Source organism: Armatimonadota bacterium (assembly GCA_016125185.1).
Taxonomy (GTDB): Bacteria; Armatimonadota; Fimbriimonadia; order Fimbriimonadales; family Fimbriimonadaceae; genus Fimbriimonas.
This window is the reverse complement of sequence record WGMG01000006.1, coordinates 990,879-1,016,969: the sequence shown is the minus strand read 5'-3', so window position 1 is coordinate 1,016,969 and position 26,091 is coordinate 990,879. Positions and strand designations below refer to the sequence as shown.

General features: G+C 56.1%; 24 protein-coding genes. 8 read left to right on the top strand and 16 right to left on the bottom strand.

The genetic code is table 11. The features are described 5' to 3' along the window. Positions 1 to 195 precede the first annotated feature (195 nt). The 5 genes from GC165_12680 to GC165_12660 all read right to left on the bottom strand — a co-directional run bounded on the left by GC165_12680 (position 196) and on the right by GC165_12660 (position 8,164). Positions 196 to 1,998 (bottom strand): beta-galactosidase, encoded by a 1,803-nt coding sequence (locus GC165_12680; protein MBI1333722.1) that lies wholly within the window; start codon positions 1,996 to 1,998, stop codon positions 196 to 198. Positions 1,999 to 2,343: 345 nt separating this feature from the next. Beyond that, positions 2,344 to 3,756, bottom strand: coding sequence for a DUF4139 domain-containing protein (locus GC165_12675; GenBank protein ID MBI1333721.1), 1,413 nt, complete (start codon positions 3,754 to 3,756; stop codon positions 2,344 to 2,346). Between the two features lie 24 nt (positions 3,757 to 3,780). Further along, the gene (locus GC165_12670) at positions 3,781 to 5,196 is read right to left on the bottom strand and encodes a DUF4139 domain-containing protein (GenBank protein MBI1333720.1); all 1,416 of its coding nucleotides are present in this window, start codon (positions 5,194 to 5,196) and stop codon (positions 3,781 to 3,783) included. 49 nt (positions 5,197 to 5,245) lie between these two features. Then, complete coding sequence (locus GC165_12665) at positions 5,246 to 6,637, bottom strand: hypothetical protein (protein ID MBI1333719.1); 1,392 nt, start codon at positions 6,635 to 6,637, stop codon at positions 5,246 to 5,248. A 123-nt stretch (positions 6,638 to 6,760) separates the two neighbouring features. Continuing rightward, positions 6,761 to 8,164, bottom strand: a complete 1,404-nt coding sequence (locus GC165_12660) for a hypothetical protein (GenBank protein MBI1333718.1) — start codon at positions 8,162 to 8,164, stop codon at positions 6,761 to 6,763. Positions 8,165 to 8,284: 120 nt separating this feature from the next. Between GC165_12660 and GC165_12655 the strand changes: the two genes are divergently transcribed. From GC165_12655 to GC165_12625, 7 genes are read left to right on the top strand one after another with little or no spacing between them, the layout of a single operon-like run. Next, on the top strand, positions 8,285 to 9,022 hold the full coding sequence (locus tag GC165_12655; protein ID MBI1333717.1) for an electron transfer flavoprotein subunit beta/FixA family protein: 738 nt from the start codon (positions 8,285 to 8,287) through the stop codon (positions 9,020 to 9,022). Beyond that, positions 9,023 to 9,913: an electron transfer flavoprotein subunit alpha/FixB family protein gene (locus tag GC165_12650; protein ID MBI1333716.1), complete on the top strand. Its 891-nt coding sequence runs from the start codon at positions 9,023 to 9,025 to the stop codon at positions 9,911 to 9,913. A gap of 43 nt (positions 9,914 to 9,956) precedes the next feature. Then, the gene (locus GC165_12645; GenBank protein ID MBI1333715.1) at positions 9,957 to 10,907 is read left to right on the top strand and encodes a hypothetical protein; all 951 of its coding nucleotides are present in this window, start codon (positions 9,957 to 9,959) and stop codon (positions 10,905 to 10,907) included. After that, positions 10,904 to 11,848: a nucleoside triphosphate pyrophosphohydrolase gene (mazG, locus tag GC165_12640; protein MBI1333714.1), complete on the top strand. Its 945-nt coding sequence runs from the start codon at positions 10,904 to 10,906 to the stop codon at positions 11,846 to 11,848. Before GC165_12645 ends, mazG begins: the two co-directional genes overlap by 4 nt. A 3-nt stretch (positions 11,849 to 11,851) precedes the next feature. Next, the gene (locus GC165_12635; protein MBI1333713.1) at positions 11,852 to 12,691 is read left to right on the top strand and encodes a ParB/RepB/Spo0J family partition protein; all 840 of its coding nucleotides are present in this window, start codon (positions 11,852 to 11,854) and stop codon (positions 12,689 to 12,691) included. Next, positions 12,688 to 13,293: a GNAT family N-acetyltransferase gene (locus tag GC165_12630; protein ID MBI1333712.1), complete on the top strand. Its 606-nt coding sequence runs from the start codon at positions 12,688 to 12,690 to the stop codon at positions 13,291 to 13,293. Before GC165_12635 ends, GC165_12630 begins: the two co-directional genes overlap by 4 nt. Further along, positions 13,254 to 14,165 carry a hypothetical protein gene (locus tag GC165_12625; GenBank protein MBI1333711.1) on the top strand — a complete coding sequence of 304 codons (912 nt, stop codon included), beginning with the start codon at positions 13,254 to 13,256 and terminating at the stop codon, positions 14,163 to 14,165. Before GC165_12630 ends, GC165_12625 begins: the two co-directional genes overlap by 40 nt. Before the next feature lie 13 nt (positions 14,166 to 14,178). On the opposite strand, the gene GC165_12620 is transcribed toward GC165_12625, so the two are convergent. The 10 genes from GC165_12620 to GC165_12575 form a co-directional block, all read right to left on the bottom strand. Next, positions 14,179 to 15,072, bottom strand: a complete 894-nt coding sequence (locus tag GC165_12620; GenBank protein ID MBI1333710.1) for a tyrosine-type recombinase/integrase — start codon at positions 15,070 to 15,072, stop codon at positions 14,179 to 14,181. Next, positions 15,039 to 16,691, bottom strand: coding sequence for a phospholipid carrier-dependent glycosyltransferase (locus GC165_12615; protein MBI1333709.1), 1,653 nt, complete (start codon positions 16,689 to 16,691; stop codon positions 15,039 to 15,041). The genes GC165_12620 and GC165_12615 overlap by 34 nt, the downstream gene beginning before the upstream one ends. Beyond that, entirely contained in the window at positions 16,688 to 17,284 is a 597-nt protein-coding gene (locus GC165_12610; GenBank protein MBI1333708.1) for an HD domain-containing protein, read from the bottom strand. Before GC165_12610 ends, GC165_12615 begins: the two co-directional genes overlap by 4 nt. Further along, a complete protein-coding gene (locus tag GC165_12605; GenBank protein MBI1333707.1) occupies positions 17,281 to 18,519 on the bottom strand; it encodes an HD domain-containing protein in 1,239 nt (412 codons plus the stop codon). The genes GC165_12610 and GC165_12605 overlap by 4 nt, the downstream gene beginning before the upstream one ends. Before the next feature lie 52 nt (positions 18,520 to 18,571). Continuing rightward, entirely contained in the window at positions 18,572 to 19,621 is a 1,050-nt protein-coding gene (locus tag GC165_12600) for a hypothetical protein (protein ID MBI1333706.1), read from the bottom strand. A gap of 10 nt (positions 19,622 to 19,631) precedes the next feature. Further along, on the bottom strand, positions 19,632 to 20,747 hold the full coding sequence (locus tag GC165_12595; GenBank protein MBI1333705.1) for an acyl-CoA dehydrogenase: 1,116 nt from the start codon (positions 20,745 to 20,747) through the stop codon (positions 19,632 to 19,634). A 105-nt stretch (positions 20,748 to 20,852) separates the two neighbouring features. Beyond that, positions 20,853 to 21,425 (bottom strand): hypothetical protein, encoded by a 573-nt coding sequence (locus tag GC165_12590; GenBank protein MBI1333704.1) that lies wholly within the window; start codon positions 21,423 to 21,425, stop codon positions 20,853 to 20,855. 65 nt (positions 21,426 to 21,490) lie between these two features. Continuing rightward, positions 21,491 to 21,844, bottom strand: coding sequence for a 50S ribosomal protein L20 (gene rplT, locus GC165_12585; protein ID MBI1333703.1), 354 nt, complete (start codon positions 21,842 to 21,844; stop codon positions 21,491 to 21,493). Between the two features lie 100 nt (positions 21,845 to 21,944). After that, complete coding sequence (rpmI, locus tag GC165_12580; protein ID MBI1333702.1) at positions 21,945 to 22,139, bottom strand: 50S ribosomal protein L35; 195 nt, start codon at positions 22,137 to 22,139, stop codon at positions 21,945 to 21,947. Further along, positions 22,096 to 22,641, bottom strand: a complete 546-nt coding sequence (locus GC165_12575; GenBank protein MBI1333701.1) for a translation initiation factor IF-3 — start codon at positions 22,639 to 22,641, stop codon at positions 22,096 to 22,098. The genes rpmI and GC165_12575 overlap by 44 nt, the downstream gene beginning before the upstream one ends. A gap of 165 nt (positions 22,642 to 22,806) precedes the next feature. Between GC165_12575 and GC165_12570 the strand changes: the two genes are divergently transcribed. After that, positions 22,807 to 25,002, top strand: a complete 2,196-nt coding sequence (locus GC165_12570; protein ID MBI1333700.1) for a hypothetical protein — start codon at positions 22,807 to 22,809, stop codon at positions 25,000 to 25,002. Positions 25,003 to 25,150: 148 nt separating this feature from the next. Here GC165_12570 and dapA read toward each other — a convergent pair whose 3' ends face one another. Continuing rightward, positions 25,151 to 26,053, bottom strand: a complete 903-nt coding sequence (gene dapA / locus GC165_12565) for a 4-hydroxy-tetrahydrodipicolinate synthase (GenBank protein MBI1333699.1) — start codon at positions 26,051 to 26,053, stop codon at positions 25,151 to 25,153. Positions 26,054 to 26,091 lie beyond the last annotated feature (38 nt).

Genomic DNA, 26,091 nt, shown 5'->3' with positions numbered 1-26,091 from the left:
GGACGACCCCGCCATTATGGCGGCGACAAATGAGGCGTCAAAAGTTTAGAAAAACTGCTGTGCGACAGGCTCTCCCAGGAGAGGATGTTGCCGCGACGTCAGGAGCTTGTCGTTGGACCCCGCCAAAGGGCAATGAACGAAGTGAATCGGGGGCAACTGGTGAGGTAGAGAACTGCTTGCCGTAGCAGGACAAATTTACGGAACCTTAAAACCCCTAATCTCATGACCCTCGGTCCCCTCCAAATCCAAAACCGTAATCGTATTTCTTCCCTTCCTCAGCCAGACACCGGGGCAAAAGAGACGGAACTGCGGACCGATGCTCCAGTATCGGCCAAGGTTGTGCCCATTCACCCAAACTACCCCTTTGCCGTATTCCCGCATATCCAGATAGGTATCGGCGGTTGACGGCAACTCGAAGGTTCCACGGAAAAACTGCCCCTTGCCCGAAGTCGTTCCTCGGGTCGATCCCAGTCGATCAATCATCCGCGAGTCCAGCGGGATCGGATACATCGTCCAGTCAGTTAACGGTTGGCCGTTCAACTTCGGCGAAAAAATGCCCTTTCGATCCGTCTCCATCGCCGCCGAGAAGTTGATGCGACCCATTCCTTCGACCACAATTTCCAATGTCTGGTCATGATCGCTTGCCGGTAACTCCATCTCTTTCTGGCCAAGGCGTCGGTCCAGGCTGCCGACGTACCGTCTGTTCACAAAAACCAAACCGTAGTCGCATACTTTATCAAAAGAGAGACTAGATATATCACCTCTCTTTATCTTCGTCTCATACACGACCAAGCCCTGGTTCTGCCCAAGCTCGGCAAAGGTTTTAGGTTCAACCGACGTCTGCTTTCGTGCCAAAACGTGCCAAATATCCGAGATCGGCATCATGTCGATTGCCGGAATCTCCATCGCGGGGATCGGCTTCGGCACCGCCGGAACAAGCTCGCTCGGTAGGTAGCTTGCAATAAGATTTCGATACTCGAAATACTCCTTCGTCGGGTTCCCTTGCTCGTTGATCGGACATCCATAGTCGTAGCTGGTCAGGTCGGGCTCGAACCCCTTCCCACCGCTATTCGCACCGGTTGTGAAGCCGAAGTTGGTACCCCCGTGCACCAGGTATAGGTTGAACGACTTCTTGGTGTCCATGTAGAACTTCAGCTCTTTGGACACGTTGGATGGCTCCCAATTTTTCTCCCCCCAGTGCCGCAACCAGCCCGGGTAGGTCTCACCGGAGAAGACGGGCACACCTGGATTGATGCGCCGAGCGAGCGTCCAGTCGGCCTCGCTCAAACCACTATCGAGTCCGACGGCTGCGCCGGGCAGGCTAGAATCCTTCAGGTTATACTCAGCCGGGCCATCCGAGGTTGAAAACGGACCGTTGACGCCTTCCTTTTTCCACGTTGCCTCTAGCCACGCCATATGGCTTCGGTCGTGCCGAGGGTAGCTGCCGTATTCGTTTTCGATCTGGACCATCACGATTGGCCCACCTCGGTCGATCATCCTCGGTTTGACGACCTTTGCGAGTTCGTGCAGGTACTTTGCGACGGCGTCCATGTACTTCGGATCGTCGTTCGACCGAATCTTGAGCTTGGGGTCCTTCCAAAGGAACCAGGGCAGCCCACCGCCATCCCACTCGCCGCAGACATATGGGCCCGGGCGCAAGAGCACCCACATCCCTTCCTCACGGCAGATATCGATGAACCGGCCGATGTTTCGTGAGCCGGATTTGAAGTCGAACTTCCCTTCCGTCTGCTCGTGATCGTTCCAGAAAATGTACGGCGCGATGGTATTCAGACCCATCGCCTTCGCCATCTGGATTCGATGCCGCCAGTATTCGGCGGGAATCCGCCCGGGGTCGATCTCACCAGACCGAATCTGAAACGGCTTACCATCCAGAAGGAATTCGCTGTTGTTCGGCCCACCAAACGTAAAAGTGTGCTTCGCTTGGGCAAACGACAGGGCGGAAAAGCACGCGACACCGACCAGGGAGAGGGTCTTCATGGCACTACCGCCCATCGTACCTATGGGTTACCGAAACAGGTTCGGATTGTTCACGAATGTCTAAGACTTCTTATGCGTTCAAAACGATCTGGACGAAACCGAGTGCTAGACAGAACACGAATTGCAGAAAAGCAAGGAAGAACAACATCAAGTACTCACGACTTCGCTGAGATAGCCACATAAGAAGAGTTACCAACGCGAACATCGGGAGTGCTGCAACGATGCAAAGTAATGGCAACATCGCAATGCCCCGGTCATTTCCATGTCGTGTTGTCATAGACAAGGCTAGGCAGACCATGAAAGCCAGGGTGGGGGAGAAATACAACCCCCACTGCCATTTTGATTTCACCATTTGGATTCAACCGAATACGTCACTTTCTTCGTCTCACCTGCGGCAAGGCGAACCTCGAAAACGATCGTACTCGCGTCATCCTTAATATAGTCCTGCGACTTTTCGACCACACGCCAATCGCCTGATTCGTGCTCGTATAGGTACACCGTCACTGGCTCTTCCTTGTGGTTGCGAACCTCCAGCTCGTACGAGATGCGGGCGGCATTGGTGTTGTTCTTCGAGTCCCGTCCCAGCTTCACGTAATTGGTCGGCTTTCGATCGATACGGACGTCGAAAGCGGTTCCGACCTCCAACGAAATCTTCTCGTCCTTCGGCGTGTGGTTGATCATGTCCTCGCCGAGGAACTGCACCGAGCCCTTGCTGTCGCGTTGGTACAGCCGCATCTTGCCCGCCGGCATCGGCATTCCAAGGTTGCTCTTCTTGTCGTTGATGAACTTGATGCGAACCTGAGCCGCCTCATTCTTGGATTCATCCTCGTTGCCGCCCATGTTCGCATAGCCTTCGTAATACAGGACCTTTTGCACCGGAATGTTGAATCCCTCCAGCAGGCTCAGTTGTTTGGTCTCCTTGTTCTTCACCGTCGCCGGGCGGTCCAGGGTGTAAAGGTGGTACTCGAAGAGACTCTCTTCTGACATCGGGGCTTTGGCCGCTGGTGCGGCCTTGATGGCAATGCCATCTGCGGCAAGAGGGAGTGCATTTTGAACCACATTCACATCTCCCGCCAAAAGTTTCAGCGTTGCATTGTCAAACGACACACCCGACTGGTTATCCAATGTCACCCAGCCTTGCAGGTCGGCGGACCCACTGTCGCCCATGGTCAGAACGTAGTTAGCGCTCCACTTCATCCCTTGCGTCAAATAGCTCAACTCCATCTTCGCGTCCTGATCGCGGTCGCTGTCGACCTGCCACAACAGGGACGGTTTCGAGATCAACCCTTCAGGCATTTCGAGAACGTCGATCTCCCCTTCCGGCGAGAGCAGAATTCGCCCGTCGTCGGTGCGGATAACGAGACCGTTGTACTGCATCGTCGGGCCATCGCCATTGTTCACAACGGACGTTGGCGAATTCAGGAGCACGCCTTCGACGGATTCCTTTTGGGTTCCCATTGTCCGTGTGAAGCGAATGCGTTTGCCGACCGATTTCTGGAGGATCGCTTCGGGCGAGATCAGATCGTACTGGTAGTTCTGTTCCAGTATCGAGACCGAGCCAGGGTTGTTCAAACATTTGAACCCGACGCTCGTCGCGTCGATCATCTGGGCGACATCTTCGACGACGATGTTCTGCGTCCCCTTTCGGAGCTTAAGGGTTCGAACGTCTTTGATAAAGCCGAGGCCCTGGTTATAGACCGTGACTTCGGTTGAGCCCGGCTGAAGAAGGGCGTGAATGGCAAGGAGAGTTCCAATCATGTTTGTGTTCCTAAGGGTTGGCGGCTACCACTTGGCTTCCACCGAAAAGCGAACTTCTTTGACCTCGTTGGGCTTGAGGTCGAGGGCGAAAAGGACGGAGCGGGCATCGACTTTAGCGAACTTATCGCTGGCTTTCGAAATCTTCCAATCCGTGTAGCTAAAGGGCATGGCGTGCTCGTACAGGTGAATGTTTGCCGTCGAGTCTTTGCGATTGCGCACTTCCATCACGTAGTCGATGCGGGCCGATCGCGATGACAGCTTTGTGTAGCCAATCTTCTTGCGGCTGGCCCGAACGTCGAAGGCGTTTCCGACTGTGAGGTCGAGCTTCTCATCGCGGGGCGTGTGCTTGATCGCATCTTCGCCGATGAATTGCAGAGAGCCTTTCTGATCTCGCTGGAAGAATCGAATCTTCCCGGCAGGCATCGGCATTCCCAGGTGCGACTTTTTGTCGTTGGTAAAGAGCAGGTGTACCGATCCGGCGAAATCCTGTGTTTCGCCAGTCACATTGGCTCGCGGGTCGTTTTCATATGAATCGACCCGGATGACTTTTTGCATGGGGATGTCGGTGGCTTCAAGGAGGCCAAGCTGTTTGGTCTGATTGTTGAGGACGGTTGCCGGTCGCTGGAGAGTGTAAAGGTGGTACTCGAACAGGCCCTCCTCGACCATCGGCGAACCATTAATCGTGTTGATTCCAGATCTACCGCTGAAGACTGTCCCTCGGGTGTAACGTCTCTCAGTTCGATGAACGTCACCCGCCAAAAGCTTTAGCGTCGCGTCTCGGAAGTTGTAGCCCGACTGGTTATCGAGCGTCACCCAGCCTTGAAGGTCACCCACATTGCTTTTGCCAAGGGTCATCACATAGCTGGCAGACCACTTGATGCCTTCCGTGAGGTAGCTCAACTCGACCTTAGCACGCTGGTCCTTGGCGCTGTCCACCTGCCACAAAAGCGATGGCTTGGAGATCAGACCTTCGGGCATTTGGAGGACGTCGATCTCGCCGTTGGGCGAGAGGAGAATTCGCCCATCGTCGGTGCGGATGACCAACCCGTTGTACTGATAGCTGGCACCGTCGCCGTTGTTGACCACTGCCGTAGGTGAACTGAGAAGCACTCCCTCGACCGATTCCTTCTTGCCGCCAACGGTGCGTGTAAACCGGATGCGCTTACCCAACGACTTCTGCAGGATGGCTTCCGGTGAAACCAAGTCGTAGCGGTAGTTCTGCTCCAACACCGAAAATGAGCCAGGATCGCTGAGGCATTTGAATCCGACGCTTGTCGCGTCGATTTTCTCGGCCACATCGTCGATGACCACGGGTTGAACGCCCGCCTTGAGATCGAGTTCGCGCACGTCCTTCACGAAACCGTAGCCGCCGTTGTAGACGGTGACCTCGGTTGAGTTGGCTTGAAGGACGGCATGGGACGCAAGCAACAGCGAAATCATCTTAATGCCTCCTTCACTGTCGACTGCAAACTGCCGACTGCTAACTTCTTCACCGCTTGATCTCCACCGTGTACTTCAGGGTCTTGACCTGGTCGGCGGCGAGTTTGACTTCAAACACGGCCGTCCCAGCATCGTCCTTTACGAACGGTTCGGAGTGGGACAGAATCTTCCACTCTCCGTCGAGGTTCTCGTAGATGTAGACCGTCTGCGGTTCGGTTTTGCGGTTTCGCACCTCGACCTCGATGTCCATTCGCACCACGTTCTTCGAAATCTTCTTCCAACTCGCCCGCTTATGGGTCGCTTTGATGTCGAACGATTTACCCACGGTCAACGAGACCTTCTCGTCTTTCGGCGTGTGGTTGATGGTGTCCTCGCCCAGGAACTGCACCGATCCTTTGCTATCGCGCTGATAGAGCCGAATCTTGCCCGCGGGCAGGGGCATGCCTAGGTGCGACTTCTTGTCATTAACGAACTTGATGCGGACTTCTGAATCGATGTCGTGGGTTTGCGGACCATCGTCATCGACGTAGGAACTGAAGGCGATAACCTTCTGAAGCGGAATATTGAACCCTTCGAGGAGGCTGAGTTGCTTGGACTCATTGTTGTTGACCGTCGCCGGGCGCTCAAGGGTGTAGAGGTGATATTCGAATAGGTTTTCTTCCTTGAGAGTTGGGTGATTTCGCATCGCCGCTCCATACGCGTAGCGAGGTTTAGGATCACCGGTCGCTCGGGTCAAAAAAACATTCACATCTCCGGCCAGAAGTTTGAGGGTCGCATCCTGAAACGAGACGCCTGACTTGTTGTCGAGCGTGACCCAACCCTGGAGGTCGCCTGAAGCCTCACTATCCATCGTTAGGACATAGTTGGCGGTCCATTTCATACCCTGGGTCAGGTAGCTCAGTTCCATCTTCGCCTGCTGAGCCCGGTCGCTATCGACTTGCCAAAGCAGCGATGGCTTGGAGATCAATCCTTCGGGAATTTCCGTCACCTCGATCTCGCCTTCGGGAGAGAGGACGATGCGGCCATCGTCGGCCCGGATCACGAGACCGTTGTAGCGATACTCGCCACCGTTACCAGTGTTGACAACCGAGGTCGGAGAGCTGACGAGGACGCCTTCCAGCGTCTCCTTTTTGTTTCCCATTGTGCGGGTGAAGCGAACACGCTTGCCGACCGACTTTTGCAGAATCGCCTCGGGCGAAATGAGGTCGTACCGATAGTTCTGCTCCAAAATCGAAACCGAACCCGGATTGTTGAGGCACTTGAATCCAACACTGGTGGCATCGATCAGTTGGGCGACGTCCTCGATCATGACGTCCTGCGTGCCTTTGGTGAGGTTGACGGTTCGAATATCCTTGATGAATCCGAGACCTTGGCTGTAAACGGTGACTTCGGTAGAACCGGGCACGAGTATCGCCCCGATCGCGAATAATGCGGTAATCATCCTTTCCCTATCACGCCCGCCATTGGGCGTACCCACCTAGTCAGTGTACGAAAGGATTGGCACGGTTCAACAAAAAAGTCAAAGCCAGGAGCTATTTGGCTCATGGCTTTGACTTGGAGTGGGTTACCAGGTCGTATCGACCGTGTAAGTGATCGTTTTGACTTCGTTTGGCTTCAGGTTCACCTCGAAGACCATCGTGTTCGCGTCTTCCTTCGTGAAGTTGTCCGACTTCTGGGTCACCTTCCAATCGCCCCAATGCCGTTCGTAGACGTACACCGGTGTGGACTCTTCCTTACGGTTCCGAACCTCGATCTGGAAGGTTTCGCGAATCTGTCGGTCGCCCAGGCGCTTGAAGTCGGTTCGCTTTCGGCTTCCTCGAACATCGAACGATCGTCCAACGTTGAGCGTAACCTGCTCATCGTGTGGCGTGTGGTTGATCTGGTCTTCGCCGATGAACTGGAGCGAGCCCTTGCTGTCGCGTTGATACAGGCGAACCTTTCCGGCGGGCATCGGCATACCCAGGTGCGAGGCGGTGTTGTTGGTGAACTTGATCTTCACCAGCGGGCTTAGATCGCCCACGCCTACTTCACCCTCGCTGGGGTAGTAGTTGTTGTAGCCGCCCATCGAATCGAAGACGATCTGCTTCTTGTAGGGAATATCCGAGCCTTCCAAAAGGCTGAGTTGCTTGGTTTCCTTGTTTCGAACCGTGGCCGGGCGGTCCAACGTGTACAGGTGGTATTCGAACAATCCTTCCTCCTGAAATCCGCCACGGCCACCGGCTGCCTTGACTGCGTCGGCCGCTCCATATCGAGCCTGGTTGCGCACCACGTTGACGTCACCAGCCAAGAGCTTAAGGCTTGCGTCGGCAAAGCTGAGGCCCGACTGATTGGTGAGGGTCACCCATCCTTGCATATCGCCGGTTCCCTTCGGATCGAGGGTGAAAACGTAATTGGCCGTCCAACTGATGCCCTGAGTCAGGTAGCTCAGCTCCATCTTGGCGTCCTGCGCCTTATCGCTGTCGATCTGCCAAAGCAGAGACGGCTTGGAGATCAGGCCCTCCGGCATTTCCATGACGTCGATTTCGCCTTGCGGCGACAAGATGATCCGTCCGTCGTCGGCTTTGATGACCAAGCCGTTGTAGCTGTACTGCGGCCCGTTGCCGGTGTTCACTACCGAGGTCGGCGAACTCAAAAGAGTCCCCTCGACGACCTCTTTGCTGGTGCCCATCGTTCGGGTAAAGCGAACGCGTTTGCCGACCGACTTCTCCAAAATGGCCTGTGGTGAAATCAAATCGTACTGGTAGTTCTGCTCCAGCACCGAGATTGAACCCGGGTTATTGAGGCACTTGAACCCCACGCTGGTGGCGTCGATCAATTGGGCGACGTCTTCGACGACGACGTCCTGAACGCCTTTCTTCAGGCTGACGGTGCGAACGTCCTTCACGAAGCCAAGACCCTGGTTGTAAACCGTGATTTCGGTCGTGCCGGGGGCGAGCGCGGCGGCGAGTGCGATTAAGGGGGCTAACATAACATCCTCTGCCTCTCTAGACGAGACACTTTGCCATTAGTTACCTCATCGCCAACGAAGCGTTCATGCCTTTTGGGCACTGGGTCCTTCGGTGAGTCGGTAAACTTTCGCGCAAACCCTATGAAAGTGCTTGTTCCCATCAAGCGGGTCGTGGACCCCTATGCGAAGGTCCGACCCCTTGCCGACGGAAGCGGAGTCGATACGACCGGCGCAAAATTCGAAATCAATCCCTTTGACGAAATCGCGGTCGAGGAGGCCGTACGATTGAAGGAAAAGGGCGCGGCCACCGAAGTGGTAGTGGTGAGCATCGGCAAAGCCGAATGTGAAGACCAACTCCGAAAGGCACTGGCGATCGGTGCCGATCGAGCGATCTTGGTGGAAACCGACGCGGTTCTCGACTCGCCCGCCGTCGCTTCCCTGCTCCGCGAAGTCGTAGCATCGGAGAATCCGAGCCTAGTGCTGATGGGCAAGCAGGCGACGGACGACGACTGCAACCAAGCCGGACAGATGCTGGCCGCTAAGCTGGATTGGCCCCAGGCGACCTTCGCGGCGAAGATCGAGGTTCACGGGAGCGACCTCCATGTCACGCGTGAGACCGACTCCGGGGAGCAGATTCTTTCTCTTCCAATGCCCTGCCTCGTCACCACCGATTTGCGATTGAACGAGCCTCGCTACGTAGCCCTACCCGGCATCATCAAGGCCCGAAGCAAGCCGCTCGAGAAGCGAGCCGCTTCGTCCGTACAGTCTCCCAAAACCCGATTGGTTGGCGTCGAACTTCCTCCGGCCAGACCGTCGGGGAGAAAGGTCGGCTCGGTGGCCGAACTCGCCTCCGCGATCAAAGAGCGAGGGGTGCTGTAAATGGCCAAGCTCCTTGTGATCGCTTTCGACGAAGCCGACGCACAGTCGAGCGCGGGTTTCGCCAAAGCTCTCGGACTTCCCTACGATGTCATTTTGTTAAGCGGTGACTTTGTTCCGGCTGGTGCCGAGCAAATGATGCGCGTGAACCTCGGAAGCATCCCCGCCGCCGACGGTCTGGCCAAGGCCCTTGTGGATGTGGTGGGCGGTTACTCGCACATTGCATCGCCTTCGAGCATGCGAAGCAAGGACGTGCTGGCTTACCTTGCCGGTCTCTTGGACGCCGGAATGGTGACCGATGCGATTGCCGTCGTTTCTCCCACCGAGTTCAAACGACCGATCTACGCCGGGGCCATGACGGCAACCGTCAAGACCGATAGCGATCCGTTGGTCATCACTTTCCGACCGAGCAACTTTGGCAAAGTCGAAGGTGGCGCGAACGGATCGGAAACCTCAGTTTCTCTCAACATCGAGGGAACCGCAATCATCCTCTCGGAATCTAGTCGTGGGACTTCGAGGCCAGACCTCAGTCAGGCAAAGATCGTCGTTTCCGGCGGACGTCCGCTCAAGACGGCAGAGATGTTCGAGTCGGTCATCGGAGGCTTCGCCGATTCTCTCGGCGCGGCCGTTGGTGCGACCCGAGCCGCCGTCGACTCCGGCATTGCGCCGAACGAACTTCAGGTTGGCCAGACGGGTAAAGTCGTCGCCCCCGACCTCTATATCGCCGCCGGAATCAGCGGATCCACCCAGCACATGGCGGGCATCAAGGATTCAAAGGTCATCGTCGCCATCAATACCGATGCCAACGCCCCGATCTTCGACGCTGCCGACTTGGGAATCGTTGGCGATCTATATCAGGTCCTACCGGAACTTCAGGGACTACTAAAACAATAGAATTAGCAGACCCATCCATTCGTCTGAACCGTCAGAGTTAGTTATGAGTATCACCGCCTTCGCCCTTTGTTCTTTTGCGCTTGCGGCCCAAGGGGCCGAACCCGTGGCCACCATCAACGGAGAGGCCATCTCTAGCCAGTACTACTACCGGCGAATGGAGTTCCTACCGGGTCTAGGGCGCATGTCGGTGACCGGTCAGTTTGTGGAAGTCATGCCCGCAATCGCGACCCTCGATACGCTCGTGACGGAAACGCTGATTCTTCAGCTTGCGAAGACCAAGAATTTGACGCCGACTGAAACCGAAATTGACGCCGAGATTTCCTATCGGCTTCGGAGCAATCCCAACTTCGTGAAGGATTGGCAGGCGACCGGTCGCACGATGCCCGAGCTCCGCCAACAAATCAAGGTCGAGCGGGCACACTTCAAGCTCCAAACCGACGGCATTGTCGTGACTGATGCCGAGATTCAGAAGAACTACGAGGCGGCCAAGTCGTCTCGGTACACCGTTCCGGCGCGGGTGAAGCTGCGAGTGATCACGGTTCGCGACGAGGCGACGAAGAAGAGGGTGGACGACGGCCTGCAGTCGGGCAAGTCTTTCGAGGATATGGCCAAGCAGTACAGCTCGGACGCCAGCAAGACGATCGGCGGAGACTTTGGCGTGGTACCGATCGACCTATTGGGCGACCAGGTGAAGAACGCCATCAAACCCCTGAAGAAGGGAGACCGAACGTCGTGGCTGTCTTCTGATAACGTTTTTGCGAAGTTTCAAGTCGAAGAGCTTCTTCCCGAAGCGATCGTTCCGCTGGACGCCTCGGTGAAGGAAGACTTGCGGCGAGAGATGATGCTTCGAGCCGGAGCGCAGAAAAACGACATCGCGAAGCTGATCCAAGACGCTCGTCAGAAAGCCAATATTTCGATCAAGTCGCCAGAGATCGCAAAGGCTTACAAGGACTTCATCAGTCTAGAAAAGCCCTCGAAGTCCGGCGGCCAATGATCGTCCTCGATATTGGCCCCGATACCGACGTAGTGGCCCTGAAGGCGGCCAATATGGGTCTGCCTTGCTATCACGCGAATCCCCTGTGCTCGACTTTTACGCTCTACGGCGACGCTCAGCCTTATCCGGGTTCGGCCAAGGTCGAGCAGAATGCGGTGATCCTGGTTCCAGTTAGTGAACCGTACACCAAGCTGAGCGTCATCATGGACCTCTTGCTTGGCCCCTTTGGGTGTCCGTGGGACCGGGAGCAGTCGCATGAGACGTTGAAGAAGTACCTTTTGGAAGAGGCGTACGAGACCCTGGATGCAGTTGATCGGAAGGATTTTGATGCGTTGGCCGAGGAGTTGGGCGACTTGACCTTGCAACCGGTTTTTCATGCCCGTCTGGCCGAACGCGACGGCGAGTTTCCGTTCGATGCTCCTTTGCGGCATATCTGCGACAAGCTCTTGCGGCGCCACCCTCACGTGTTCGGCGAAGTCGTAGTGGAGGATGCCAACGAAGTGCTTCGAAACTGGGACGCGATCAAAAAGAAGGAGAAATCCGAAGATCGGTCGATCCTGGAAGGCGTACCGAAGTCGATGCCCGCGCTAGCACGAGCCCATGAAATCAGCAAACGGGCCGTTCGTGCTGGGTTCGAATGGCCCGATTTTGGTGGTGTTCTCGACAAAGTCCGCGAGGAGATTGGGGAGCTTGAAGAAGCAATACAAGAAGGAGATTCAGCCCATATCAAGGCCGAACTCGGCGACCTGATGTTCACCCTCGTCAATGTGGCGCGTTGGCAGAAGGTCGACGCCGAGGACGCCCTGCGCATGATGCTCGACCGATTCCAAAGCCGCTTCCAGTACATGGAGGCCCACGCCCGCAAGCCCCTCCACGAGCTCAGCTTCGAGGAGTGGGACGACTTATGGAATCAGGCGAAAGGCCAGAGTCATAATAGTTAAGCAGTGAGAAAAGCATCGGGAAGGGGCATCGGGCAACTGCTGGGCCCAGAGCGCGACGCGGTGTCGCGCGAGGTCGGCATCGACGACATCATCCCGAATAAACGTCAGCCACGGCGGCATTTCGAGCCTGATGCGCTAGAAGAACTGGCCGAATCGATTCGAGTTCACGGCATTTTGTCGCCTATCTTGGTGCGGCCGCTTTCAGCCGGAAAGTTTGAAATCATCGCCGGAGAGCGGCGATGGCGGTCGGCCAAGCTCGCGGGCCTCAAGAATGTGCCGGTCACCATTCGCTCGGTCGCGGGTCAAGAATCCCTGGAATTAGCGATCATCGAAAATGTCCAGCGCGAAGACATCTCTGCCTACGAAGCGGCGATGGCCTACAAACAGTTGGTCGATGAGTTCGGCCTGACGCAGGAAGACGTCGCTCTCCGAGTGGGCAAGACGCGGACGGGCATCTCGAACACGCTTCGCCTGTTGCGATTGCCGGAGCAGATTCTGCTGGGCCTGCAGGAAGGACTTATTTCCGAAGGGCATGCGCGGGCTCTGCTCGCCCTTGGCTCCGAACAAAAGCAACTTGCGGTTTTCGAACAGATTTTGAAGGACGGTCTTTCGGTGCGCGACGTCGAAAAGCTGAGCGCCACCCAGAAAGAAGACAAGCCCAAGCCAACCGTCACCCGTGTCGAAAAAGATGTTCACACGCGCCAACTTGAAAGCGCAATCAGTGAACGGCTCGGTCTGCCGTCGAAGATCAATCGCAAGGGAGATCAGGGCACGGTCGAGATCACGGTGTTCTCGGACGACGACCTGCAGAAAATCCTCGATATCTTCGGTGTCGAACTTTGACGGTTGAGATTGTTCCTCTCCAGCCGAAGCACTTTCGGGTAGCCATCGAGCTTCAGCGGTTGGCTTTTCCGCCTCCGTTCGACGAGAATCTGTTGTGGCGCGAAGAAAACCTAGCCGACCATCTTCGCAAGTTTCCCGAAGGGCAGTTTGTCGCCTTGGCCGATGGCCAGTTCGCCGGGTCTTGTAGCAACACTCGCATTTCGAGAGCGCATTATGAGAAGCATCTTTCGTGGGATGAGACGGTTGGTGGTTTCTCGTTCGAGACATTCGATCCTTGTGGCGAGGTCATCTACGGCGCGGACATCAGCGTCCACCCCTCTTTCCGCCGCGTCGGCATTGGACGAGCATTTTACGATGCACGCAAGGCTCTTGCCGAGTCGCTAGGTGTGCTCTACGCCACCGCCTGTCGCCTACCGGATTTTCAGTCGAGTGGAGTGGGCACTCCGGCAGAATACTGCCAACTCGTAGCGGACGGACGACTTACCGATCGAACCCTAACGCCGCTTTTGCGCTATGATCTGATCTTAACCGACGTTTTACAAAACTATATGGATGACCCTGAATCTGGAAACGCGGCCGCCCTCTTGGAGTGGAGACCTTGACGGTCCGCGTTGCGGCGGTGAATTGGAAGCTCCGTGCGATTCGGTCGGACGGAGAGTTCTGGAACCACGCCTACGAGTTCTTGGAGCAAGCCGACGATCACGGCGCTCAGTTGGTCGTCCTGCCTGAGCTTTTTTCCCTAGAGCTTTTGTCTATCGAGCCACATCTGTACGAACATGACAGCCCGAAGTACCTGGTGCAGTATTGGGAGGACATCGTGAATTGGTTGAGCCGGATGGCCCAAAACAGCGGGATGGCCATCGTGGGTGGCTCTCATTTCTTTGAGGCAGAGGACGGATTCAAGAACATCTGCCCGATTGCCTTCCCTGACGGGCACGTCTACCTGCAGGAGAAGAACAAGCTGACGGTTTACGAACGGTCGGACTGGTCGATTTTGGCTGGATACGGCGTGACGCCTCTGCCCGGTAGGTTGGGCGTCAGCGTCTGCTACGACTGCGAGTTTCCCGAAGGGGTTCGTGTACTAGCTGAGAATGGAATGCTGATGCATGCGGTGCCGGCCTGGACCGAGACGCGGCGAGGATTTCAGCGCGTACGGTGGAGTTGCCTCGCTCGAGCCGTGGAGAATCAGATATTCGTCGTCCACTCCTCGCTAGTCGGCGACATCGGCAAGGAACCGGTGCCGGAGAGCTATGGTACGTCGGCGATCATTGCGCCTAGCATTGCCCCTTTTCCAATGGAAGCCGTGCTGGCGGAATCTAAGCTGAACGAGGACGACGTGATCGTGGCGGGCCTGGATATCGACGCACTGTTTGCTTCTCGAAACGAAGGCGAAGTGTCGAATTGGCAGGACCGAGACTGCGGCTCATGGGAACTGATCGACGTTCCGAACGGCGTTGCGCCGTGGGTCATCTGACCAGACAAGCTACCTAGCCCCTCGGGTGAGCGTTTCGGTACCGGTTCTTCACCTCATCGTTCTGCAACTCAGTATAGACTTGGGTCGTGGCGACGGATTCGTGCCCTAGCAATTCCTGGACGGCGCGCAGGTCCGCACCGCCTTTCAACAAGTGCACTGCGTAGGTGTGCCTCAGCGTATGCGGCCCGATGGGACCCTTGATTCCTGCCTCCGCGGCAAGTTTTGAAACCAGAGAATAGACCGCCTGGCGCGATAATGCTCGCCCTCGCGACGACAGAAAAACCAGACCAGTCGGTGCTTTCACAAATGTAGCGCGGACCTCCCCGACGTACCTCTTGAGGGCTTCCCGGGTTTGCTCGGGAAGCGGAACAAGCCTCGTTTTGTTTCTTTTTCCTGTAACCCGAATCGCACTCGAAGCAAAATCAATTTGACTCATATCAAGATTAAGCAGTTCTGAAACTCGCAGACCTGCTCCATAAAGCAGTTCGAGAATGGCTAGGTTCCGCAAATGGACATTGCCATCGTGTTCGATCTCAAGAAGATGGCCGACGGCAGTCGATTCGATGGCTTTGGGGAGTCGCTTTCCGACCTTGAAACCGCCCGTCGAAGGCAGATCGACGCGGAATTCAACTCCGTTCCTTTTCAGGAATTTGAGGAAGCTACGGAACGAACTGGCTTTCCGCTGGGCAGATCGCTTCGAAGGGACCTTGGCGAGGAAGAGATCGAAGCGCTGGAGGTGAGCGTAGGTCAGCTCTGCCCAGTCATAGAGGCTCTCCCAAAGAATTTCGATGACCTCGTCGAGGTCGCGCGAATAGGCTTCCAGCGTGTTCGGCGACGCGCCTTTCTCAACCTTCAGATAGTCCAAGAACCACTCTACGGACTCGCGGAGGTGGTCTTTCGTTTCCATACAAGCACGTGGGGGCGAACGTATTCCATATCCTCGACCATGGGGGCATGGAAGGGGTCATTGTCCAGGACCTTGTCGTAGTCCTTGGTCAGTTCGGTCATGAATTCAGTGTAGCGGGAGGCGTAGAGGCTCTCGAGGTCGGTCTTGTTCTGAACCTGCGCCATTCGCATGAAAGGAACGTACTCGAACGATGTGAAGGAAACGTAGTCGGGCTTCATTTCGGTGAGCAAGCGAACGTCCCATTCGTACCGCTCGCGCGGGTCCTCGGGCAGGTATCGCAGAACCTTTGGCTTCTCCCAACTGGTCCAAAGCTCGATAAGACGCCTTGGGCCGATCATACGGGTGACGTCCGCGTCAGGATTCACAGTTGGACTCCAAAACCATGGATCGTCGACGAGACCGACCGTCACATTGCCATTATCGATCAAATATTTGCCCGCGATGTCGCGTGGATCGGGAAGCATCATCTGCACCGTGAGCGAGCCAGCCTGAACCAGGCCGCCGCGGTCGATGCCGCCAATGACCAGGAGTCCCAGGGCGATTCCCGCTTTTTCTTTGCCCGATTCTTTGATGCGCTCAACGATGTAGCCAACCCCAAGCGCGAGGATTGGAATCAGCGGCAGGATGTAACGCATGAACTTGATCTGCCCACCCGCAACAGCCACGTAGTAGACCAGGAAGAAGGCTCCCACGATCATCGCCCACGGCTGCTTCTTGACTACGGCCCAAACTAGTCCAGCAAAGCCAAGCAGAACGGTGAGGATGCTGGCCCCCGAACTGAGGTTGCCGATGTGATAGAGGAACGCGGGCGGCGTCGCCATGAACACGACGCCATGCCCTTCTTTCGAGTGGTTCAACTCGAAGAGAAAGTCGCGCATGAAGGCTTCTCGATCGAGAACGCACCCTGGCGTTGAAATGACAAAGGCCGCTACGGAGGCGAGGATGGCAAATAGGATCGTCTTCGGCTGTTTAACAATGAACGCCGCCACCACCACTGCCCCGACCGCCACCAAGCCAACATATTTGGTGCCCGCACTGAGACCGGCAAAGGCGCCGCCCCAAATGGCCCACTTGGTCACGGCCGCTTCAGGTTCGATCATTCGCACTGCCGCATAAACGGCGGCAATGGCGAGAAGCGTCGCCAGCATATCGACAGTCTGGAATCGCGAATGGACCAGCAGGGCCGGAGCAATGCCAACGATTCCGGCTGAAATCCATGCTCCGGTCTTGCCGATGGTCCGACTGCCGATTGCAAAAGTGAGAGACGCCAAACCCGCTCCGAATAGGCAGTTGACCAGGCGGCCCGCCAAGTGAATCTGACCCATTGCCGCCGGGGCGATATTCCCCGCCTGATCCATCCCACCCGCGTAGGTCAGCACGATATCGGAGAGAATGCGCAGGAGCGAGAGGTACAGCGTTCCGTAGTTGTAGGCGCCAGGCGTGAAGTGAAGCTGAGTTGGGATGATCTGCCGCGCATACAGCAGGTTAACCTGCTCGTCTGGGTGCAGGCTGTAGTTGCGTATTTCGTTCGGCAAGCCCCATCGAACGCCGAGCACCCGCACCAGGAGCGCGCCGACAAAGATCCAGAAGATCGGAAGCTTATAGAACTTCTCTTTCACTGAAGGGAAACGAGCTCCTTAAGCGAGTTCACCACTTTGGGGTCGTACTGAATTCCCGACTGCCGGTCGATCACAGTCAGCGCGCGGCTGTCGCCGTACACCCGCTTATAGCGCACGTAGTCGGCGGCTACCCCGATGATACGGGACGTGATCGGCGTTCGGGGTTCGACCTCGAACTTTGTGTGGTGGTGCTGCACAACCGTTGAGTATTTCCGAAGGATGGCAGATTGTCGCACGATCGAGGCGCCAATTTCTGTGTGGCGGTCAAAAAGCGCCTGTTCTTCTGGAGTCCACTCCTCGGTTTTCTGAAGAATTGCGCTGGGAACACTGCAGAGGCCAATATCGCAGAGCAGGGCCGCGACTTTGGCGTTTCTGGCCGTTTGCCGGTCGAGGCCCATCTGGAGCGATAGCTGTTCGGACAGATCGCCGATCTCGTCGAACATGCCCTCGAGGAATGGACTTCGACACTCGACGGCGGAAGCGATGGCCCGTCCGATCTGGTCCATTCTTGACCGGCGGACGGTCGGCAGATGGAAAATGGCAAACAGGACGCACAGCAGGCAGAAGCCGAGACTGATGCTGAGGGCGATCATCGCAATTTCTCCTTCCGCTCGCGGATCACGCGCGTAAAGTGCTTCACAATTCGAGGATCGAACTGAGTTCCGCTACAGCGCTTCAACTCGCCCAGGGCTTCTTCTGAGCTAACTGGATCGCGATAGAGGCGGCGATGGCCGTCGGCGCTATGGCCCGTCATCGCGTCGTACGCGTCGATCACGCTAATGACGTGGCTCTCGATAGGAATCTTCTTGTGATCCAAGCGATCCGGGTATCCGGTTCCATCGTAACGCTCGTGATGGTGCCGAATCCATTCACCGATGACTTTTAGGTCGGTGAGGTTTGAAACTATTTTCTCCCCCGTGGCTGGGTGCCGCTTGATTTGGGCAAATTCGTCGTCCGTCAGCCGCCCTGGTTTCTCAAGAATTTTTTCGCTAATGGCGATCTTGCCGATGTCGTGCAAGAGCGCCGCATGAACGAGATAGTCGAGCTTCCACTCGGGAATACGGAGCCGACGACCAGTTTCGCGGGCCAGGTAGGCGACTCTGCGCGAGTGGCTGCCCGTGTAGACATGCGAGTAGTTCAGGAGGTTGCTGAGGGCGACCACGCCTTTGCCATACTCGTCCTGGGCGCGCTGGTACAGGTAGAGCGTAAAGGTCCAGAAGATCGAAACCAGGCTTAAGGTCAGCCACAGGATCTGGGTCACTTCAGTCTTTTCGAAGTAGAAAACGGCAGTTGCAGTGGAGACGAACACCAGGGTCGAAACGAACGCCCACGTTCCCGAGATCGCGCCCGTGTCGAGCGGGAGGCCGGTGCGGGCGGCAATAAGCATCGAGAAGGCGGTGCGAACCGACAAGTAGGCGAAACCTGCAAGGAGCCACAGGTCGGGCGTGACACGCGGCAACAGCAGGGCCACGACCGAATAGGCGATAAGCTCCGAAGCGAGAATCACGGCTAGACGCCGGACGTTCACATGCGCCGCAATGACCGTGAAGATGCTGTAAACGGCGAAGTAAGCCACGCCTAACCACGGCTGCTTAACGGCGCAGACGATCAGGAACGGAATTTGAACTACAAACGACCGTGTCAGGAGTCGCCCTTGCATGAAGCAAACGAAGCAGAAAATGCCGGATAGGCCGACCCAAGCAATCGTTCCGGTAGCGAGATTCGCCCCGGTCATGAGGATGATCGTCAGGGTAATCGCCAACGCGACTTCGAGGCTTCTCTCGGAGAACCCCTCGTGGCGCGCAAGCGGCTTCGTTTGTGGAGGCAATCCCACTTAACTTAGGACGCAAGAGAATCCAAAATGGATTCTCCCTTGGCGGTTATCGCCCGCCTTTGCCGCCCTTTCCCTTCTTCTCTGGCACCGTGGTCGCGCCGCCCATGCTGTGGCCGTCCATCTTGACCGTCGTGCGGCCATGGAATCGACCTTCGAGAAGGCCCTGCTCGGCACCCTTTGCGTTGACCGAGTAGCTTCCCTTCGATTCGGCAAAAGCCTTGATCATGTGCAAAGTTTTTGGGTCGAGGTCGAAACGGATCGTCCCTTCGAAGGTGAGCGGGACCGACTTGAGGTACGAACTGGCCTTCGAACCCCCAACGATCTGCTGAGCGTAGTCGGTGAGGTCCGTGTCGAGCTTCACCTTGGCTTCGACTCGCTGAATATCTTTGCCTTCGCTATCCTTCATCGGGCCGAGATACGTGTAGGTATAGTCGATGCGCTGGACAGCCAGCTTGCCTTCCGAGCCCTTCAGCTTTTGCGGCGAATAGCCAACGGTCGCCTTCCAAGTGTCGCCAACCTTCACTTCGTCGATCGGCAATTCGGGGGCGATATCCAAGCCAGAATCGACGGGGCCAACGAAGAACGCCAGTCGCTCGATGTCGCCAAGGTAGTTGATGAGAAGGCCAATAGCAACCTGGTCGGCTTGCGAACCTTGACGCATGACCTTGCTGACAACCTTTCGGTTCAGACCGCCGCCATCGTCATCGTCGTCCTTCTTCGGGTTCAAATCCTTCTGCGAAACGATCTTGTTGATCGAACTGATGCCCAACAGCATTTTGATGTCGAGCTTCTCGGTCATGGTCTTTGCCGCTGACTCGGCCGTATCGCCCATTGTGATGCTCATGTTGGGTCGCTGATACAGAATCTCAGCGATGCCCGCCTTCACCTTTTGGACCGACATCGAATAGTGGTAGCTGATCTCTTGATCGTGCGGGATGAAGGTCTGCAGAATTCCCTGACGCTGTTCGTCGGTGAATTGGGCGCGGGCAAAATAACTCAGCTTCTCACCTTCGCTGAATTTGCGGGTGAGTTCGACAGGCTGTGCCTGCACGGCAGGCCCGTGCAACAAAACGGCGAGAGCCAAAATGGACGACATTATTTTATTATTACTTCAGAACCTGCTTGGCGATGACTAATCTTTGAATTTCTGAGCATCCTTCGCCGATCTCCGTCAGTTTTGCATCGCGCCAAAGCTTTTCGACCAAGAATTCGTGGGTCATGCCTCGTCCGCCGTGAATCTGAATCGCACGGTTGGTGACCCGATTAGCCGTCTCGCTGGCATAGAGTTTGGCGTAAGAACTCTCCTTGATCGCAGGCTGTCCTGCATCGAATACAGCGGCACCTTTCTGAAGCAAAAGCGTGGCGGCTTCGATTTCCATCGCGCTGTCGGCGATCATGTTCTGCACGGACTGCATGTCGGCAAGGCGGCGGTTGAACTGCTCTCTCTGCTTGCTGTACTCGACGGTCAGTTCGAATGCCTTTTCGGCAATACCGAGCGCCATCGCGCCGATGGCAAGGCGTCCACGGTACAGCAGACCGATAGCCTGTTCGAAGGTACAAGGTGTGTGCCATCCGATGGCGTCGTTGAGGGCAAACTGAACCGTGTTCGACGCCGAAACGCCAACGGTGTGGATTCGCTTTTCGAGTTTGAATCCAGGCTGATTCGTTTCGACGAAGAAGGCCGAAAGCTCGGTATCCGATGTGCGGGCGATGAGGACGATCAGGTCGGCTTTGCCGCCGTTCGTAATGAACATTTTGCGACCATTGATCTTGTAAAAGCCTTCTTTGTCGGAGGGCTCAGCCTTGGTTTTGACGCGGCGAGCGTCGGAGCCTGCGTCGGGCTCGGTCAGACCCCAAGCCAACTTGATTTGGCCGGACATTACACCCGCGAGGTACTTATCGCACTGCCCTTGCGTGGCGAAACGGTCAAAGTGGGCGATGCACAGCGCGTTGATGGCAGAAACGTTCATCGCCAGAGCGGGATCGCCCTTGGCGATCTCTTTGCAGACCTGCGTGAAGGCCGAGCAACTGAGGCCCGAGCCACCCTTTTCTTTCGGCATCGTCATACTCAGGAGCCCAAGCGAACCCAATCGCGGCCAGATTTCGTCCGGGAATGCGGTGTTTTTCTCCCACTCGCGAGTGTTGGGGAGAACCTCATCGGCAACGAACTTCTTGACGGTCTCGATGAATGCGGTTTCTTCGGGGCTGAGCTGGAAAAGCATATTCTTGATTTAATCCTCGGTGACTAATCGCTTCTACGCAACGTTGGGTGGAAGCAGAACCCTGATTTTGACAGATTTGGGGTCTGTGAGTCTTGCCCTAGCCGACTACAGGCTCGAAGGTTCAGTTATGAAAGGTAGGTTGGGATCGGCCGTTAGCCGATCTCGGTCCTCGACGGAAGTCACTCGTATCCAGTCGTAGGTTGCGTTACAGCCGCTGTTCGGACCGCCGACAATCAATCGAATTCGGAAAGTGTAAGTGCCGGAGAACATGTGCTCTCCTAAGTTGATCGAACAAACTCCAGGTGCTTGCAGAGTATTCGACCTCAATTGAACGAGGAGCTTATCTTTCTCATCGAGCACATCGACATCGAGGTGAGCGTATCCACTCAGCCTGGTGACGTTCGCGACAAGCACCGGGTGATGAAGGACCTCGATGGTGGACGTCTTCGTCACTCCCGACCATTGATATTGGTAGGGCCAATCAAACGGGACGCGGGTGAGCGCTAAGCCGAGCAATCCTGGCTTCGACCAATCTAAATTCGGCTTATTGGCGACGCCAAGATGCTTCCATTCGTATGGCCGATCAAACTCGTCGTGCCAACCCACATGCACGGGCGCCTTGGCGGGTTGCTGAGCGCGAACGGAAATGGCGGCTAATAGGCTGGACAGGAACGTCATAGTAAGGAAAACGACAAAAGGGTGCAACCCTCGTGGATCACACCCTTTTCAATGTCTGACTTTGCTTAGAGTCCCTTGCGGGCTTCTTCAACAACCGCCTTGAAGGCGTTGATATCCGAGATCGCCAGTTCGCTGAGCATCTTTCGATTGATTTGGATGCCTTGCGAGTTGAGGCCGTGGATGAGCTGGCTGTACTTGATGTCGCTCTGGCTGCACGCCGCGGTGATACGGGCGATCCAAAGGCGTCGAAAGTCTCGCTTCTTGGCTCGTCGGTCACGGAAGGCATACTGCCCCGACTTCATGACCTGCTCGTGGGCTCGCTTAAAGACGTTCTTCTTACGTCCGAAATAGCCCTTGGCCTTTCCGATGATCTTCTTGTGGCGCTTGTGGCGCATCAAGCCACGCTTAATTCTTGCCATTTTGTTTCCTTGTTCTTAAATTTCCACCGGTTCCCAGCTTCTTTCGAGCGGTAGCGGTAAAGGGGTCGGGGGCGGCTCGCTGAATGGAACCGCCAAAAAATTACATCACGAGAAGGCGCTTAATGCGCTTGTTCTCGCCCTTGAACAGTACCGGTTCGGCTTCCAAAGCGCGGCGAGTGCTCTTGCGCTTGCAGAGGAACTGGTGGTTATTGTGGGAGCGTCGACGAGTGATCTTGCCGGTACCGGTGACCTTAAACCTCTTCGCTGCCGTCTTGTACGTTCGAATTTTTGGCATCTTTAACCCTTGCTCCTGGTTTGGGGTTCAGAATCATGATCATCTGTCGCCCGTCCAATTGCGGTTGTCGTTCCACGATGGCGCAGTCTTCTAGTCCGGCGGCAAACGCGTCAAGTCGCTTCTTCCCGTTTTCGGGGTGAGTCAACTCACGTTGCCGGAACATGCACGTCACTTTGACCTTGTCTCCGTGTTCCAGGAACTTCCGCGCGTTACGCGACAGAAACTCCATATCGTGCTCTGCGATACGTGGACTTATCTTTATACCCTTTGTTTCCTGTCCTTTGGGCTTTTTGTCGCGACCTTGTTTGCCTTCTAAGTATTTGTGCTTGCCGTAGTCCGCAATTTTTGCGACGGGCGGGGCGGCTTGGGCGGCCACAAGAATCAGGTCCATCCCTTCTTCGCGAGCCTGATTAAGGGCATCTCGGGATGAGATGACACCTAATTGGGAGCCATCAGAGCCGATTACTCGGAGCTCTGGAAATCTGAGCAGTCTTCCGTTGATTTCAGGACTCGGTTCCTGGCGAACCGGTCGACGACCTCTAAAGCCAGCTATGGGCGCTTACCTCTCTCATATTCTTCTCTATTGTAGCGGATGCTCCATTATTTTCGGTATTTATACCTAGCATTTGAGGGTTGATTTACCATAGGTATCCTTTTCGGAGTCAGTATGAATGAAATGGGAATGTCGCGACGTCTGACCGACGGGAAAAAAGTGTGCGTGATCGGGGCCGGAACGATGGGAAGCGGCATCGCGGCGCACTTGGCGAATCTGGGATTTCAGGTGAGCCTTCTCGACGTCTCCGATGAGGCTGTTCGCGAGGCTTTTTCAAAAGCAAAAAATGTTCGCCCGCCCCACTTTTTTATCCGTCAAACAGCCGAAAACATTCGCCTGGGCTCCATCGAGAAGAATCTCGAATGGGTGAGCGAAGCCGACTGGGTTTGCGAAGCGATTGTCGAAAAATTGGATCTTAAAAAGGCCCTCTTCGCCAGGCTCGATCCTTTGCTGGCACCCGATGCCCTCATCTCAACCAACACCAGCGGACTAGAGCTTGGACTCCTGCTCGAGGACCGCTCGGATTCGTTCAAAAGCCGCTTCTTCGGCACCCATTTCTTCAATCCGCCGCGGTACCTCAAACTTCTTGAACTGATCGATACTCCCGCCACCGATCCCGCCCTTCTTCCCGTCGTAACGGAATTCCTCGAAAAGCGGGTGGGCAAGCGAGTGGTTCGGGCCAAGGATACACCGGGCTTCATCGCCAACCGATTTGGAATGTGGAGCATGTTCCATGCGATTCACATCGCCGAAAAGCTACAGCTTTCCATCGAATTGGTTGACGAAATTACTGGACCATTTCTCGGAAGACCCAAGTCGGCCTCTTTTCGGCTCAATGACATGGTCGGCCTCGACATCATGGAGGATATCGCCTCCAACCAAATGGCTCGATGTCCAAACGATCCTTACATCGGCACCCTGGCGACTCCGAAGTCGATGCAATACCTGCGCAGCGAGGGGCACATGGGCAACAAAGCTGGCAAGGGCTACTACCAGCGTGTTGGGCAGGAGCTATTGGTTTTCGACCTGCAAACCAACGCCTACCGGCCGCAATTCAAGGAGGAGCACAAAACTCTGGCTGAGAACGCCCGCAAGCCGATCGGCGAGCGTATCCGCACCGCCTTGGCCGCCAAAGACGAGGTTGGCGAATTCCTACGCCTCTACCTCTTGCCCACTCTTCGCTACGCGGACTATCTGAAGAAGGAAATCTCCTATTCGGTCGCCGATTTCGATCACGTGATGCAGTGGGGGTTCGGTTGGGAACTGGGTCCGTTTGGTCTCACCGATGCCATCGGAAGCGACCTCGTTCTGCCCGCACCCAAGCAGTTCTACATTGGTTCCGAGCAATTGCGAGTGGACGAGTCGGGTCTGGAGCCGGTGCCGTCGCAACCTGAATACCGATCCCTGTCCGAGTACCCAGTGACAGAAGAGCATGGATCGCTCCTGCTTCGGGACCTCGGCGACGGCGTGTCCTCTATCGAATTCTCAAGCAAAATGGGCGTGGTGACAACGCACGGTGTTGAGGATCTTCACCGATTCCTCGATGAAGGTCGACCAGGACCATTCGTGTTGTCCAACTCGGGTCGCGCGTTTTCCGTCGGCTTTGATTTGCACTTCTTCCTGGAGGCCATCGAAACCGGCAACTGGCGCGGCATCGAGAATTCTCTGAAGCGCTTACAAGGGCTTGGTGAAAAGCTTTCACACTCGCCAGTGGTGGCCGCTGTTCATGGCTACGCCCTCGGCGGCGGCTTCGAATTGGCAATGAACTGCCGCCGCGTTGTGGCTTTGTCGGATGCGACCATCGGTCTGCCCGAAGCAAAAGTCGGACTCCTGCCCGGCGGTCGGGGCGTCACGCTGATGCGTCTGCGAAGTCAGCATTCTCCTCAAATCGCAAAGGAGGCGGCCCTGAATCTCATCGAGGGAACCACCTTCTCCAACGCGGTTGAGGCAAAAGTAAACGGCTACCTGACGGAAGACGACGTCGTCTGCTTCCATCCCGACCTGCTCATCACGAAGGCGAAAGAACTAGCCATGACCGCGGCCCCGCGCGAAGAGATCGCCTTCAAATCGTTGGCTCCGTTCGTGAACGGCATGATCGAGGAGGAAGTCAATAAGAAGCTGAAAGATGGAACGCTGACAACCTATGACGACTTCGTCGGCAACCATATTCGCTTCATCTTCGCAAAGAGCATGTCGTACGAGGACCTTCCTCGGCTCGAAGTCGAGCGGTTCCTTCAGTTGTGCCAGCGGCCAGAGACGAAGGCGCGAATTACGCATATGCTGGAATTCGGCAAGCCGCTGAGAAATTAGAGTTCGCGTTAAAAGGTCTACTCTCCCGGTTCGAGATACACGACCAACAACAGATGTCTCTCTGGCGAGAGAGACCGGTAAGCCAGTAATGGCGATCCGAGAGAGTCGTTACGCCGACGGCGATTGTCCATCGGCGTAACTGATGAACCTAACCTAGCGATTTGATGATCGCTAGTGCGGCATCGCAGGTCTTCTTTTCGCTGTCGTCGAGTTCGACTAGCGGCAGCCGCATGCTCTCACAGTCAAACCCCATCTTGGTCAGCATGTACTTGACCGGACCCGGATTGGGGGCGCAGAAGCAGGCTTTGACGACTGGCATGATTTGGTGATGGATCGCCGACGCTTTCGCCGGATTCGAGGCGAAAGCCGAAACCATCTCTTTGATCTGCTTGCCGACCACGTGGCCCGCCACGCTGACCACTCCATGACCACCAACGCTCAGGATTGGGACTGTGAGTCCGTCGTCGCCGCTATAGATTCGGAAACCGGACGGCGCGCTCCCGCACACATCGGAAATCTGGGAGATATTGCCGCTCGCCTCCTTCACCGCCACGATATTGGGAATCTTGGCAAGCTCCAGCAAGGTCAGCGTGTCGAGGTTGATCGAACTTCGAGGAATGATGTTGTACAACAACACCGGAAGCTCGGTCGCCTCGGCGCACGCCTTGTAGTGCGCATACAGACCGCGCTGGCCCGGCTTGTTGTAATAGGGGCTCACGATCATGATTCCGTGAACGCCGCGCGCCGTCGCCTCTTTGGTCATATGGACCGACTCGGCGGTGTTATAGGTGCCGCACCCGGCGACGATGGCGGCTCGGTCGCCGACCTCGTCCAGCAGTTCTTCGATGAGTTTCAGTTTTTCTGCTTCGGTGGTTGTTGGACTCTCGCCGGTCGTGCCGTTCACAACGATCCCATCGTTTTTCTGCTCGTCCACCAAAAAGGCGGCGATTCGCCGCGCTTCTTTGAAGTTCACGGCCCCATCGGAATTGTAAGGCGTGATCATCGCGGTGAGCAGAGTGCCCCAGTCTCGGGGTGCAAAATAACTTCCCATTTTGTTTCTCGGGTGTGCCTAAAACTTGGTTAGACAAC

Excerpts from the sequence above, each read along its gene's own strand:
- GC165_12680 (MBI1333722.1), bottom strand. The coding sequence starts at position 1,998 with ATGAAGACCCTCTCCCTGGTCGGTGTCGCGTGCTTTTCCGCCCTGTCG.
- GC165_12675 (MBI1333721.1), bottom strand. The coding sequence starts at position 3,756 with ATGATTGGAACTCTCCTTGCCATTCACGCCCTTCTTCAGCCGGGCTCA.
- GC165_12670 (MBI1333720.1), bottom strand. The coding sequence starts at position 5,196 with ATGATTTCGCTGTTGCTTGCGTCCCATGCCGTCCTTCAAGCCAACTCA.
- GC165_12665 (MBI1333719.1), bottom strand. The coding sequence starts at position 6,637 with ATGATTACCGCATTATTCGCGATCGGGGCGATACTCGTGCCCGGTTCT.
- GC165_12660 (MBI1333718.1), bottom strand. The coding sequence starts at position 8,164 with ATGTTAGCCCCCTTAATCGCACTCGCCGCCGCGCTCGCCCCCGGCACG.
- GC165_12655 (MBI1333717.1), top strand. The coding sequence starts at position 8,285 with ATGAAAGTGCTTGTTCCCATCAAGCGGGTCGTGGACCCCTATGCGAAG.
- GC165_12650 (MBI1333716.1), top strand. The coding sequence starts at position 9,023 with ATGGCCAAGCTCCTTGTGATCGCTTTCGACGAAGCCGACGCACAGTCG.
- GC165_12645 (MBI1333715.1), top strand. The coding sequence starts at position 9,957 with ATGAGTATCACCGCCTTCGCCCTTTGTTCTTTTGCGCTTGCGGCCCAA.
- mazG (MBI1333714.1), top strand. The coding sequence starts at position 10,904 with ATGATCGTCCTCGATATTGGCCCCGATACCGACGTAGTGGCCCTGAAG.
- GC165_12620 (MBI1333710.1), bottom strand. The coding sequence starts at position 15,072 with ATGGAAACGAAAGACCACCTCCGCGAGTCCGTAGAGTGGTTCTTGGAC.
- GC165_12610 (MBI1333708.1), bottom strand. The coding sequence starts at position 17,284 with ATGATCGCCCTCAGCATCAGTCTCGGCTTCTGCCTGCTGTGCGTCCTG.
- GC165_12600 (MBI1333706.1), bottom strand. The coding sequence starts at position 19,621 with ATGTCGTCCATTTTGGCTCTCGCCGTTTTGTTGCACGGGCCTGCCGTG.
- GC165_12595 (MBI1333705.1), bottom strand. The coding sequence starts at position 20,747 with ATGCTTTTCCAGCTCAGCCCCGAAGAAACCGCATTCATCGAGACCGTC.
- GC165_12590 (MBI1333704.1), bottom strand. The coding sequence starts at position 21,425 with ATGACGTTCCTGTCCAGCCTATTAGCCGCCATTTCCGTTCGCGCTCAG.
- rplT (MBI1333703.1), bottom strand. The coding sequence starts at position 21,844 with ATGGCAAGAATTAAGCGTGGCTTGATGCGCCACAAGCGCCACAAGAAG.
- rpmI (MBI1333702.1), bottom strand. The coding sequence starts at position 22,139 with ATGCCAAAAATTCGAACGTACAAGACGGCAGCGAAGAGGTTTAAGGTC.
- GC165_12570 (MBI1333700.1), top strand. The coding sequence starts at position 22,807 with ATGAATGAAATGGGAATGTCGCGACGTCTGACCGACGGGAAAAAAGTG.
- dapA (MBI1333699.1), bottom strand. The coding sequence starts at position 26,053 with ATGGGAAGTTATTTTGCACCCCGAGACTGGGGCACTCTGCTCACCGCG.